Origin of the sequence: Winkia neuii subsp. neuii DSM 8576, assembly GCF_000420405.1 — a bacterium.
GTDB classification, from domain to species: domain Bacteria; phylum Actinomycetota; class Actinomycetes; order Actinomycetales; family Actinomycetaceae; genus Winkia; species Winkia neuii.
The window spans coordinates 125,302-138,070 of the sequence record NZ_ATUW01000006.1; the positions used below are offsets into that span (position 1 = coordinate 125,302).

The 12,769-nt window shown below is 58.0% G+C and carries 12 protein-coding genes, 1 tRNA gene and 1 pseudogene; 10 read left to right on the forward strand and 4 right to left on the reverse strand.

Annotation, left to right across the window (positions count from 1 at the left end; translation table 11 throughout):
* Positions 1 to 22 precede the first annotated feature (22 nt).
* The 9 genes and pseudogenes from G437_RS0107120 (at position 23) to G437_RS0107155 (ending at position 7,081) form a co-directional block, all read left to right on the forward strand.
* Positions 23 to 400 carry a cold-shock protein gene (locus G437_RS0107120; RefSeq protein ID WP_024331880.1) on the forward strand — a complete coding sequence of 126 codons (378 nt, stop codon included), beginning with the start codon at positions 23 to 25 and terminating at the stop codon, positions 398 to 400.
* On the forward strand, positions 393 to 1,133 hold the full coding sequence (locus tag G437_RS0107125) for a DUF3027 domain-containing protein (RefSeq protein WP_024331881.1): 741 nt from the start codon (positions 393 to 395) through the stop codon (positions 1,131 to 1,133). The genes G437_RS0107120 and G437_RS0107125 overlap by 8 nt, the downstream gene beginning before the upstream one ends.
* 148 nt (positions 1,134 to 1,281) lie before the next feature.
* Entirely contained in the window at positions 1,282 to 2,721 is a 1,440-nt protein-coding gene (locus G437_RS0107130) for an NCS2 family permease (RefSeq protein WP_024331882.1), read from the forward strand.
* 93 nt (positions 2,722 to 2,814) lie between these two features.
* Positions 2,815 to 3,411 (forward strand): annotated as a pseudogene (locus G437_RS11620) (MFS transporter); the annotation flags it as partial.
* A gap of 82 nt (positions 3,412 to 3,493) precedes the next feature.
* Complete coding sequence (locus tag G437_RS11625; RefSeq protein ID WP_269844037.1) at positions 3,494 to 4,090, forward strand: MFS transporter; 597 nt, start codon at positions 3,494 to 3,496, stop codon at positions 4,088 to 4,090.
* A 127-nt stretch (positions 4,091 to 4,217) separates the two neighbouring features.
* Positions 4,218 to 4,883 (forward strand): metal-dependent transcriptional regulator, encoded by a 666-nt coding sequence (locus tag G437_RS0107140; protein ID WP_024331883.1) that lies wholly within the window; start codon positions 4,218 to 4,220, stop codon positions 4,881 to 4,883.
* Between the two features lie 187 nt (positions 4,884 to 5,070).
* On the forward strand, positions 5,071 to 5,832 hold the full coding sequence (locus G437_RS10960; protein WP_024331884.1) for a C40 family peptidase: 762 nt from the start codon (positions 5,071 to 5,073) through the stop codon (positions 5,830 to 5,832).
* Positions 5,833 to 6,009: 177 nt separating this feature from the next.
* The gene (locus G437_RS0107150; protein ID WP_024331885.1) at positions 6,010 to 6,930 is read left to right on the forward strand and encodes a universal stress protein; all 921 of its coding nucleotides are present in this window, start codon (positions 6,010 to 6,012) and stop codon (positions 6,928 to 6,930) included.
* Positions 6,931 to 7,008: 78 nt separating this feature from the next.
* Positions 7,009 to 7,081, forward strand: a tRNA-Arg gene (locus G437_RS0107155).
* Positions 7,082 to 7,090: 9 nt separating this feature from the next.
* Here the strand turns inward: G437_RS0107155 and G437_RS0107160 are convergent.
* Positions 7,091 to 8,284: a M20 metallopeptidase family protein gene (locus G437_RS0107160; RefSeq protein WP_024331886.1), complete on the reverse strand. Its 1,194-nt coding sequence runs from the start codon at positions 8,282 to 8,284 to the stop codon at positions 7,091 to 7,093.
* Between the two features lie 77 nt (positions 8,285 to 8,361).
* The gene (locus tag G437_RS0107165; RefSeq protein ID WP_024331887.1) at positions 8,362 to 9,705 is read right to left on the reverse strand and encodes an MFS transporter; all 1,344 of its coding nucleotides are present in this window, start codon (positions 9,703 to 9,705) and stop codon (positions 8,362 to 8,364) included.
* A 134-nt stretch (positions 9,706 to 9,839) separates the two neighbouring features.
* Here G437_RS0107165 and gtfA point away from each other — a divergent pair, with 134 nt between their 5' ends.
* Positions 9,840 to 11,315 (forward strand): sucrose phosphorylase, encoded by a 1,476-nt coding sequence (gene gtfA, locus G437_RS0107170; protein ID WP_024331888.1) that lies wholly within the window; start codon positions 9,840 to 9,842, stop codon positions 11,313 to 11,315.
* On the opposite strand, the gene G437_RS0107175 is transcribed toward gtfA, so the two are convergent.
* On the reverse strand, positions 11,312 to 11,974 hold the full coding sequence (locus G437_RS0107175) for a response regulator transcription factor (RefSeq protein WP_024331889.1): 663 nt from the start codon (positions 11,972 to 11,974) through the stop codon (positions 11,312 to 11,314). The genes gtfA and G437_RS0107175 overlap by 4 nt on opposite strands.
* Positions 11,974 to 12,684: a sensor histidine kinase gene (locus G437_RS0107180; RefSeq protein WP_024331890.1), complete on the reverse strand. Its 711-nt coding sequence runs from the start codon at positions 12,682 to 12,684 to the stop codon at positions 11,974 to 11,976. The genes G437_RS0107175 and G437_RS0107180 overlap by 1 nt, the downstream gene beginning before the upstream one ends.
* Positions 12,685 to 12,769 lie beyond the last annotated feature (85 nt).

Consider the following 12,769-nt stretch of genomic DNA (forward strand, 5'->3'; position numbering starts at 1 on the left):
TTGGAGTACTTAAGGAGTAAAAGTGCCAGCTGGCAAAGTGAAGTGGTTTGACGGCGACCGCGGGTTTGGCTTTATCGCGGGCGACGACGGGGCAGAAGTATTTTTGCATGCGTCTGCTCTTCCCGCTGGTACCACGCACCTGAAAGCGGGTACCCGGGTGGAATACTCGGTGGCTGACGGGCGCAAAGGCCCGCAGGCGTTCGGCCTCACCGTTGAAGCGCCCATGCCCTCCTTAGCGAAGCAGGCGCGCCGCAAACCGGCAGTCATGGTGCCGGTTGTAGAAGACCTAATTAAACTGTTGGACTACTCTTCGGCCTCCCTCCGCAAGGGGCGCTACCCGGCCAACGGCAAGAAGATCGCTTCGGTCCTGCGCGCAGTTGCGGATGATTTCGATGCCTGAAACAGACAAGGTTTTGGCGGCAGCCGTCGAGGTGGCAAGGCAGTCACTTTTGTCTATCGCAAAAGAAGACGAGATTGGCAAGCACTTAGGTTTCGTCCTCGACGATGTTCGCCTTGGTACGCATTCCTTCGAATGCCTCAAGCCGGGTTACCGCGGATGGCATTGGGTGTCCACGGTGGCGCGTGTACCTCGGGGACGCAAAGCGACTATTTGCGAGGTGGCCCTAATTCCCGGCCCCGATGCGTTGCTGGCGCCCAAATGGGTGCCTTGGAAAGAGCGGCTCAAGCCAGGCGACCTGCGCGAGGGCGACACGCTGCCGTACAAGGAACAAGACGAGCGGCTCGAACCGGGCTACAGCCAGGTCGATCCAGCCAACCGCGACGCCCTCCAAATTGACGAAGTAGGGCTAGGGCGGGAGCGCGTGCTTTCTGAAGAGGGGCGCGCGCAGGCGGCCCGCCGGTGGTACCGCTCCCGCGAACATGGCCCTGCCCGCCCTCGCAAAAGAGGCGGCGAACAGTGTTCTACCTGTGGTTTTCTGGTGAAGTTGCACGGGTCTATGCGCACCCTATTCGGGGTTTGTGCCAACGAATGGTCACCGCAAGATGGGGCGGTGGTAAGTCTCGACCACGTGTGTGGGGCACATTCGGAAACCGACGAGGCCGTCCGTCCTACCACAGTGCCGCAAAACGAAGCAGCTCTGAGCGAGGACGACCTGGAGGTCAGTGCCCGCTAACGTGGCACGAAGAACATTTTCGCGAAAACCGCTATTTTTCGCCGTTTATTCGCTCTAGTACAGATAAGTGTGAGGAAACAGTTTTCCTCCCCAGACGAAATTTTGAAACGATTGGCACGGATTATTCCCCCATTGAATTGGAAAAGACGTGGCAACAAACACTACTGCCCCTGCCAAAGGCAGCGGGCTCGATAAGTTCTTTCACATTACTGAGCGCGGTTCAACAGTAGGCCGGGAATTCCGGGGCGGGCTGGTGACCTTCTTCGCGATGGCCTACATTCTGGTGGTCAACGCGAATCTGCTCGGAGGCGTAGACTCGTCCATTCCGCCCACTGCAATCGCTGCAGGGACAGCGCTGATCGCGGGCCTCATGTCGATCCTAATGGGAGTCGTCGCGAACTATCCGCTCGCCCTCGCTGCCGGCATGGGGCTGAACGCCATGGTGGCATTTACGCTTTGTGGTGCGATGGGTCTTTCCTACGCCGAGGCCATGGGCCTAATCTTCTGGGAAGGTGCGGCAATTACCGTGCTCGTACTAACTGGACTGCGCGAGGCGGTGTTCCGGGCAGTCCCGGCGGAGCTCAAAACAGCGATCTCGGTAGGTATTGGTCTGTTCATCGCGTTTGTAGGCCTATTAAACGCGGGGGTCATTCGCCCCGGCGGCACTCCCGTCCAGCTGGGCATCGACGGTTCGCTAGCCGGGTGGCCCGCCTTCATCTTCGTGGTCGGCCTGCTCTTGATCGTGGTGCTGTACGTGAAGAAGGTGCGCGGGGCGATCTTGATTGGCATCGTGGGAGCCACGACACTATCTGTGATTGTCCAGGCCATCGCCCACGTGCCCGCTATGCACGACGCGACTGGCAAGGTTGCCCACCCCACCGGGTGGGGGCTGAACGCCCCGAATCTTACCGGTTCGCCGATACGACTGCCCGATTTTGCCACTTTGGGGCAGATCGATTTCTTCGGAGCGTTCAACAAGCTCGGCCCCATAGCGGCCGTCTTGATCATCTTTTCGCTTCTGCTTGCCGACTTCTTCGACACCATGGGGACTATGGTGGCGATTGGTGCCGAAGGCGATCTACTCGACGAGAACGGTGTACCGCCGCATTCTGACCGCATCTTGCTAGTTGACTCGCTGGCAGCTGCCATTGGCGGTCTGGCAGGCACCTCTTCGAATACGTCTTATGTGGAATCGTCGGCAGGTGTTGGCGAGGGCGCACGCACCGGCTTGGCAACGGTGTTTACGGGTTGCTTCTTCCTGGCCTCGGTATTCTTCTCGCCGCTGGTTGAAGTAGTGCCCTCGGAGGCAGCTTCTACCGCGCTTGTGTTCGTAGGATTCCTAATGATGCAGCAGGTGCTCGACATCGACTGGAAGGACCCCGAAATCGCCATTCCGGCATTCTTGACCGTGGCTATGATGCCCTTCGCCTATTCGATAACGGTAGGCATCGGGGCGGGGGTTATCGTGTGGACGGTAATCAAGCTGGCCAGGGGCAAGGTCCGCCAGATCCACCCCCTGATGGCCTTAGTGGCAATTCTGTTTGTCTGCTACTTTGTGCTAGGCCCGATTAAGGCGCTGTTTGCCTAAATAGAGTTAGCAAATAAAAAAGGAAGAGCAAGCCAATCTTGCTCTTCCTTTTTTATGCCTGCGCCGCGGCGCAAAATGCGCAAGGATGAATGTATGGGAAGAACTTTTGCGTCGCTGCACTACAGGAGCTACCGCCTGTGGTTCGTTGCCTCGCTGTTCGCTAACGTCGGCACTTGGATGCAGCGGGTAGCCCAGGACTGGGTGGTGCTCACCGAACTAACCGACAATTCCGGTTTTGCGGTAGGAGTAACCACCGCCCTCCAATTCTTGCCGACCCTGCTGTTCGGTGCAGCCGCGGGCGTGCTAGCGGACCGGCTAGATCGGCGCAAACTGCTAATTGTGACCCAGTCGGCCATGGGGGTGCTCGCCCTCGCGATGTCACTGCTACTGCTTTCAGGGCTTGCCGAACTCTGGCACCTGTACGTCTTTGCGTTTCTTTCGGGGTGCGTGGCGGCAGTGGACACCCCGGTGCGGTTGGTCTACATCTCCTCATTAGTGCCGCCCAACAAGCTCCCCAATGCGGTGGGGCTCAACTCCACTTCCTTTAATATGGCGCGCCTAGTAGGCCCGGCCGTAGCAGGTATTGCGGTGGCAGCAGTAGGGCCGGGGTGGGTGTTCCTATTAAATGCTTTGACTTTTGCGGGGCCCGTGGCGGTCATGTTCATGATTCGCGAGACATATGTAGCCACCTCCGCTAAGAAGCCCGAGCGCAAAGGAATGTTCATCCAAAGGTTTTCGCTATATCAAGCGACGCAGCGACATCGTGGTAATCATGGCCATTGCGGGAGTGGTCTCTGCATTCGGGCTGAACTTCCAGATGACCACGGCAATAATGGCCCGCGTCCAGTTCCATCGGGGGCCCGAGGCGTACGGACTGCTCACCTCTGCGATGGCTGTGGGGACGCTAACTGGAGCACTGTTGGCGGCGCGTCGGCGCTACCCGCGAGTACGCACTGTGGTGGTTGCAGCCCTAGCCTTTGGGGTGGCTTCCGGGGCCGCCGCCCTCGCCCCAGGATACTGGTCGTTTGCGCTACTGCTAATCCCCACAGGTCTTGCCACCCTCACTATGCTCACTACGGCGAACGCTGCGATTCAGATGTACACCCACCCCTCCATGCGAGGGCGCGTTATTTCCATCTACCAGACGGTGAACATGGGTGCTACCCCCATTGGGGCGCCAATCGTGGGGTGGGTAGCCCAGGTCTGGGGGCCGCGCTGGTCTATTGGGATAGGTTCTCTTGCCGCCGTGGCAGTAGCTGTGGTCATGGGGGCTTGGGCATGGCACAGGTGGCAGGTCGAGGTGCATTTACAAAAGAAGCGCCCCTTTGTCTCTTCCTATGGGCCCCGGGAACGCGCTGACGACGAATAGGTGGGGGCGGGTGCCAAAGGGCGGATCCAAGGAGGGTGAGCTCGGCTATGGACACCGGCAGATATGGAGCGCTCAGAGCTGCCGTACTGGTTAGAATTAATGGCAGCTTTTATATTAGGAGGGGCACGTGGGCAATCTGATCGATACCACCGAAATGTATCTAAAGACTATCTACGAGATGGAAGAGGACGGAATCCCACCCCTACGCGCGCGAATCGTTGAAAGGCTGGGCCAATCAGGGCCGACCGTTTCCCAGACGGTGGCACGAATGGAACGCGACAAGCTGGTTTTTGTTGGCGACGATCGCATCATTCAACTTTCTAAAGAGGGCCGCAAGCGCGCTACTGAGGTAATAAGAAAGCACAGACTTGTTGAATGCCTACTCGTGGGGCCCCTAAAACTTCCCTGGGCGGAAGCTCACGAGGAAGCCTGCAGGTGGGAACACGTCCTCTCTAAAAAGGTCGAGGAACGCCTTGCGGACGTGTTGGGCGATCCCGCCTGCGACCCCTACGGAAACCCAATACCTGGCCACAAGCCTGAAGAACGCCCAGCCGAGGTAGCCGCTAGCGAGGTCGAGCTAGACGGCAACGAGTTCCAGATCACGCGATTTGGGGAGCCGCTGCAGGCTGAAGAGAACGTCTTAACAAAGTTGCAACAGATTTCCATACAGGTTGGAGCGAAGGTAACAATTTTGCTCAAGGGTAATGAAGCTGTCCTCAAAACCGCTGCTTCCAGGGGAAATGTCTCCTTTGACGCCTCCTTACTGGCGCACCTGTTCGTGGTCAAAAAGTAATCTGAGCGTGATCTGTCCCGCGTTTCTGTAATAAAAACGTGACAAACCGTTATCTTCCGGTTATGCTTTTTTCGTTAGATCTTCAGATCGCGTTTTGGCGGGTCCCCGTTACTCGCCCCGCCAGGACGGAAACCAATGAGCAACAGTTGCGAGTGCCGCCTAGGCGGGGAAACAAACAGGAGCAATCTTGGCTAAGCAGTCCGCCGGCCGGCATCGCGCAGCGTGCCGCCCCTCCACGCCACTGACCGAACTGGGCAACTCTCTTGCCTCGCCTACCGTCCGCCGTCGCGCAGGCGCGGTTGTAGGTACCTCCATCGCTCTGTCAGGTGTGGTTGTAGTTCCGGCCCTAGCAGGAACCGTTGGGCATCAGGCGCCCACTACCAAGGGCGTGGATGTGGCCCACATGGCCAAGACCCTCAAGCACAATGCCGACACCAACAAGCAGCAGGTAGTTTCTAAGGCTGCTACTTGGCAGAACGGTGCCGCTACCCAGAAGGTCACTTCCGAGGTTGCCCCCGCCCCTCGCCAGCAGGCTCGCGCACAGGCAGCAGCTGCCACGTCCGAGGGGGGCTCCGCCTCCTCTGTGCAACAGCTCGGCCACGACCAGGCAACCGGAAACGCCATCATCGATATTGCGATGCGCTACCTGGGTATGCCCTACGTTTACGGCGCTGCAGGTCCGGATGCCTTCGACTGCTCTGGTTTCACCCAGGTAGTGTTCGGCCAGGTCGGGATTTCGCTGCCGCACCAGTCCGAGGGCCAGGCTGCCGCCCTCGCCGGATCCGAGGTTTCTGCTGCCGAAGCACAGCCGGGCGATCTGATGTGGACTCCGGGTCACGTTGGCATCTACCTTGGCAACGGTCGCATGATCCATGCTGCCACCCCTTCAACTGGCGTCACTGTTGGTGACGTGTACACCTCCTTCCACTACTACCGCACCGCAAAGTAGTACTTAGACTTTTTAGAACGCGCCCTTATTGCTCGGGGCGCGTTCTTTTTATGTACACAAGTGGGTATTCGTGCAAAAGGGCACTTTTAATGTGAGAAGTGGCGTACGCGTTTTTATCCCCTTCGGGCCGCGAATAGGGCACAATAGGAGTTAGATGTTACCTTTTGGGAGGTTCTTATGTCTGGCAACGCAATACTGGTTGGTGTCGATGGTTCAAAGGAGAGCTTGCAGGCTGTCGAATGGGCGGCTGCACGCGCCAATCGTACTGGTAGTGAGCTAACTATTGTTTGTGCGTATGCACTCCCATCTTTTACCGCCGCTTCCTTAGATGGCGGCTATGCGGCCTTGGACGACGAAACTATAAAAGCTTCAGCGCAGGCAGTTGTCGACGAGGCCGCACAAGTGGCCGAGCGTGATGGCCTCACGGTGAACACCCTGCTCGAACCCGGCGATCCCGCCGGCGTGCTAATCGACCTGTCGCACGAATACCAGCTGGTTGTGGTGGGCACCCGCGGGGGAGGGGGGTTCGCCGACCGGCTACTGGGCACGGTGTCCTCGGCTTTGCCTGCCCACGCGGCTTGCCCGGTGGTTGTGGTGCCACGCCACAAGTCGGGTCCGGCATTCACCCCGGCTGAAAGAATTGTTGTTGGCGTCGACGGCTCTGCTGCCGCAAGCCCTTCACTAAACTATGCGGTTGCCGAAGCTGAGGCTTGGGGGGCTGAACTCACAGTCGTTTCTGCGGTGCCTTTGGCTACGTCCTCGTCCACTATGGGCTGGTTCCCGGCCTCTGTGGATCGGGACGCCGTTATTGAAGATACGCGCCAGCGTCTTACAGAATTGGTCGAGGGCGTGCAGGGCGATTCCAAGATAAAGATCCGCCGCCATGCTCTCGATGGCAACGCGGCGGCACTGCTGACCGAGTTTTCTACCGCCGTCGATTTGGTTGTGGTGGGTACCCGTGGGCGGGGCGGGTTCGCGGGCTTGCTGCTTGGTTCCACTTCCCAGGCGGTGCTCGGGCATTCGCAGTGTCCGGTAATGGTTGTTCCCACCCGCAAACACGACGAGGGCGATTCTGTGGTCCCCAAGTGGAACAGGTAGAGTTCTCGCTTACATTTTTTCTGATGGCCGACTAGTTATTTAACTAGTCGGCCATCATGCTGGTAACCTTGCCTTGTTGCCCTCGTAGCTCAGGGGATAGAGCACCGCTCTCCTAAAGCGGGTGTCGGACGTTCGAATCGTCTCGGGGGCACAATTTTTCTTAGGGCTGCAGGCGGGCCCAGGCCAGTTCTGCCAGTATTTTTGCCGTGTCAGCTACCGCGTAATCCGCAAAGTTTGCTTTTGCAGAGTGGTTGAACTGCACCTTGTGCTCGTCTGTTCCCTCCGGGACTGCCGAGACTCCGATAAAGCAGCCGGGGATCTTCTCGAGTACGTAGGCGAAATCTTCGGAGGCAGCCATGGCGTGGGATTGGGGGAGCCAGCGCTCTTTAAATTTCACTGCTAGGGTGTTTGCCACGAACTGATACTCGGCGGCGTCGTTGAATGTTACCGGGGTAATCGGATCTAGAACGCATTTGGCTTCTACGTTGTTAGCTTTTGCTAGGGAGTGGATTAGTTCCTGGATGCGCGCCTGCAGGCGAATTCGGGTTTTCGGATCCACTGAGCGCATGGTGAAATCCATTTTTGCCTCGTTGGGTATTACGTTTTCGGTAGAGCCGGCGTGGATTTGCCCGCAGGTGACGACCACCGGGTCGAAGGCGTCGAATTCGCGGGCTACTGTTACCTGAATTTCGCTCAAAATTTGTGCGCACGCCATTATTGGATCGTGGGTTTCGTGGGGAGCACTGCCGTGGCCTCCGCGCCCTCGAATAGTCACGTAGAGGTTATCGGACGAGGCCATAGCCCCCGCAGGCCTCGAGAAGATAGTCTTGGCCGGGTAGCGGCCAGCCCACACGTGGCAGGCATAGGCGTGGTCGGGGATGCGTCCGGCAGCTTCCAAGAGCCCTTCCGCAATCATCTTGTCTGCTCCGTGGTAGGCCTCTTCGCCGGGTTGGAACATGAAGATTACGCTTCCGGCAAGCCTCTCGCGCACATGGGCGAGGGCGCGCATGGCTCCAACTAGGCCGGCCATGTGGAGGTCGTGCCCGCAGGCGTGCATATTTCCATTTTTTGAAGCCCAGGGTAGTTTCGTAGCCTCTTTTATGGGGAGGCCGTCCATGTCTGCGCGCAGTAGGACTAGAGGGCCGTCGCCGGCCTGGCCGTGCAGGATTGCCATGTAACCGGTTGAAGACTTGGCTTTTACAACCTCGAGTCCCAGGGAGTCAATTTCGCTTCGGATTCGCCGAGCAGTATTTGGAAGGTCGAGCCCGACCTCGGGAATCTGGTGCAATTCGTGGCGCAGTGCGATCAGCTGCGGAGTGATTCTGTCGATTTCCTGGCCTACTAGGTCGGGCATGGAGACTCCTTCAGAAGTTGTTTGTACTCATTATGCCTGCCTGGGTGGGGTAGGCCCAAAGGAGTTCACTTTGCGGCTTAGGCGGTCAGATCGGTGGCCCCGTCCTTCTTTTCGTTGATCCAAAGCATTGCCAGGGCGGCTACGGCGAGCAGGATTGCTGCAAAACGCATGGCTGCCGCCGGCTGGGCCCCTAACAGGTGCTTGTAGATGGCCCCGAAGCTAAGCGTCTGAAGGAGCTGCGGGACTACGATCATCATGTTTATTATTCCCATGTAGACGCCGTAGCGTTCTTTCGGGATCATGCGTACGGCCATAATGTATGGCACTCCCATGATGGAAGCCCAGGCCACCCCCAAGCCGATGATGGGTATTAGCAGCATTTCCTTCGTGGTCATGGCGGGAAACATAAATAGTCCAACCGCGGCCACGAGCAGGCAAGCGCAGTGGACGGCTTTGGGGCCGATTTTGTGGGCGAGGCTTACTAGGCCGAAGGCACAGCAAAAGGTAACCACGTTGTAGGTGCCGTTGATTACGCCAGTCCAGGCGGTGGCCTCTTTGAACGCGTTCGAGGACGGGGCGTGGGTGCCCCAGACCGCGTCGGCGGCGGTGGCGGCAACGAATTGCCAGTACACGTTCATCGCGAACCATTGGAAAAGGTAGACCAGGGCGAGTTTGCGCAGCCCTTTAGGCATGTCCTTTAGGGCCTGCCAGATTTCGGTGAGTGTGCCTTTCAGCCCCTTCTTTTCTGCTTTGAGGCGTTCGACCTCGGCTTTGGTGGGAGGGATTTCTTTAGTGGATAGGACTGTCACTAGGACCGATCCTATGGAGCAGACGGAGCCGAGCATGAATGAGCCGACCACCCAGTAGGGGATGCCCGCTGAGGTAGAGGAGGTGATTAGTTGTTGGAAGACCCACAGCGACAAATTGGCCAGGGTAATGCCGAGGCCGGTAAAGAAGGATTGCGTGAGGAATCCTTTGGCCAACTGTTTTTCGGGTAGCTTGTCGGCGATAAAGGCGCGGAAGGGTTCCATTGCGGTGTTGTTTGAGGCGTCTAGCAGCCACAGCAAGATGACGGCCATCCACACGGCGGCTACGAAGGGAAACAAAAATAAGCAGATCGAGCATCCAAGTGCCCCCAGCAAAAAGAACGGTTTGCGTCTGCCCCAGCGCGGAGACCAGGTGCGGTCGGAAACTGCCCCGATTAGCGGTTGGATGAACAGGCCGGTAATAGGCCCCGCCATATTCAGTATTGGTAGGGAAGCCGGGTCGGCACCCAGAAATTGGTAGACGGGATTCACTGCAGTTTGCTGCATGCCAAACGAATATTGGATGCCGAAGAAACCGAAGTTCATCAGCATAATTTGTGCGGTGGATAGGTGCGGCTTGGATTCTGGGCGTTGGCTAGCCTCTTGGGCGCTCACGGCTTGCTCCTAGTTGGGGTAGGGGATATTTATACAATAGTGACTTTGTGGGGACTCTTCGATTAGAAAGCCCATTTTGGTTCGTCCTCGCCCGTTTTGCCCTAACCTGTAGACACTAATGTTTGGAGGCGACAATGATCCCACCCGATCCTGATCAATCGTTCACCCTCAGCCAGCCTGACTACGCTGACTCAACCCAGTTGATCACTTACGCAAACCGCTTTGGGCAGAATCTTTCAGAGCTGGGCGAACTGTTGGAAGACCTGCGCGAGGTTTTTGACGGGGTGCACATTTTGCCTTTCTTCACCCCTTTCGACGGGGCGGATGCGGGCTTCGACCCTGCCGACCACACCAGCGTCGACCCGCGCTTGGGCAGCTGGGAGCAGGTGCGCAGCATTTCCCAGCACTTCACGGTTATGGCCGACATGATCGTCAATCATCTGTCCTACAAGTCCCCGCAATTTCGCGATGTAATGGCTAAGGGGGCGGGTTCGCCGTATGCGGGCATGTTCTTGACCTTATCTTCGATATTCCCGCAGGGGGCCAGTGAGCAGGAGCTAGCCGCCATCTACCGCCCTCGGCCTGGCCTTCCCTTCACCCACTACACTTTTGGAAAAGAAACCCGCCTTGTGTGGACCACGTTTACCCCGCAGCAGATCGACATCGATGTTCGCTCGGAGGAGGGCAGTGGCTATTTGGATTCTGTTTTGCAGACCATGGCCGCTGGCGGGGTAAGCCAAGTGCGCTTGGACGCGGTTGGTTATTCCGTGAAAACGCCGGGCTCTTCGTGCTTTATGACCCCGCAAACCTACCAGTTCATAGGCGAGCTCACCCAGCGGGCCCGGGCGTTGGGGATGAGCGTGCTGGTGGAAATCCACTCGCACTACAAGAATCAGATCCAGGTGGCTTCGAAGGTGGATTCAGTCTACGATTTCGCGCTGCCGCCGCTAGTGTTGCATTCCCTGTACACGGGGAAGATCGCCCCCCTAGTGAAGTGGCTTCGAGTAAGGCCAATAAATGCAGTCACGGTTTTGGACACTCACGACGGTATCGGCATTGTCGACGTGGGCCCAGATGGGCAAAGTGGGCAGGCGGGTTTGCTCACCGAGGGCGAAGTGGACGCCCTGGTGGAAGGCATACATGAGGCTTCGGGAGGGGCTTCGCGCAAAGCCACTGGTTGGAATGCCTCGAATTTGGATGTTTACCAGGTGAATTGCACGTTCTTTGACGCCTGTGGCAAAAATGAGGAGGCTTACTTCTTAGCGCGTGCCCTGCAGGCTTTCACTCCCGGTATATGTCAGGTTTATTACGCGGGGTTGTTAGCGGCTCCCTGCGACTTAGAACTACTAGAGCGCACGGGGGTGGGGCGCGATATCAACCGTCCCTACTATTCCAGCTCTCGGGTACGCGAGCTGCTGCGCAAACCGCTGGTGCGTAGGCTGACTGATTTGTTGGCGCTGCGCAAATCCCACCCGGCGTTTCGGGGTTCCTGCCAGGTGCGCTCCTATGAGGAGGATTCTCGATTGGTGTTGACCTGGGAAAATAAGGATGCTTGGGCGGAACTGGTATGCGATTTTGCCGCCGGTAAGGCCGAGGTTACCTGCAACTAGTTGCGAGCTTGGTCTTGCAGGTAGGTGAGGATGGCGCGCACTCGCCTGTTTTCCTGTTCTGGGGTTAGCCCCAGTTTGGCGAAAATGTTAGCCACGTGTTTACCCACCGCCGCGCCAGACACGTACAGCTTCTGGGCGATCTGTGAATTGGACTGGCCCTGAGCCATCAGAGCGAGTACTTCCATTTCGCGTTCGGTCAGTTGATCTATGCCGGATTTAGACACCATTGCCCCGGCCACTTGCGGGTCTATCACCACGGCCCCCCTGCCCACCGCCTTAAGGGTGGTGATGAAATCAGCCACGTGGCCCACGGAGTCTTTTAATAGATAGCCGGTTCCTGCACTGGGGGTAGTGAGGTCTAGTACTGCGCGCGCATACGCGGGGGCCACGTACTGTGAGCACACCAAGATAGCTACCTCGGGGTGCAGCTGGCGAATCTGCTTGGCGGCCTCCAGGCCGTCCTCGGCCATATTTGGGGGCATGCGCACATCGGTAACCACGAGGTCTGGGGGAGTTGACTCGGCAAAAAGCGAATCGACAAGCAACGGCAGAGTCTGGGCATTGTCAGTTTGCCCCACAATTTCGAAGCCTTGCCGCTCGAGCATCCCCGCTAGGGATTCGCGCAGCAGACCGGAATCGTCTGCAAGTACAAGTTTCATTATTTCTCCAGTGTTATTGACGATTCGCCAGCAAATAGCAACAGCGGTAAGGACCCTATCACCTGGGTGGGGCCACCGGCAGGGGAGGAAACAATTAGCCTGCCTCCAAATGCAGCCAGGCGTTCCTGGATACCAGCTAAGCCGCCGCCGGGTATTACGCGTGCGCCTCCAGGGCCGTCATCTTGAACGGAAATACGCAGCTGCCTGCCCACTGTGATCAGCACATTTACGGGGGTCCGGGCAGCGTGTTTAGCGGCGTTGGTTATTGCCTCCGTGGCAAAGAAATAGGCGCAGGCTAACACGCCCTCTGGAAGGGGCGGGATAGGCGAGGGGCAGCGGATAGTAACTGCGCTGGCGCTGTGGCGCACTACGTCCTCTAGGGCTGCTACTAAGCCCTTGTCTTCCAACACTTGCGGGTGGATCCCGCGGACGGTAGCACGCAATTCCGCGAGGGCGGTGTCGATATTTTTGTGGGTAGCGCTAAGGAGTTGCGCTAGCTGAGGATTACTTTCCAAGCAGGGATCCATCTCGGCTTCGCCAAGCGAAAGGGCAGCCGCAACCAGGTACTGTTGGGCGCCGTCGTGTAGGTCGCGCTCTATGCGCCGTCTTTCGACCTCATAGGCATCTACGATTGCGCGGCGGGAACGCACGAGCCGCTCCACCTGGGCCGCTGCGGAGCGCCTGTCCTGCCATTTCTCGAAAAACCTCACGCCACTATCCTAAATGGGGAGGCCTGTTTAGCCCGCATGGGTAGCATACTTAGGCCGCAAGGTAGAGCTAGGCCTACCTAGACTC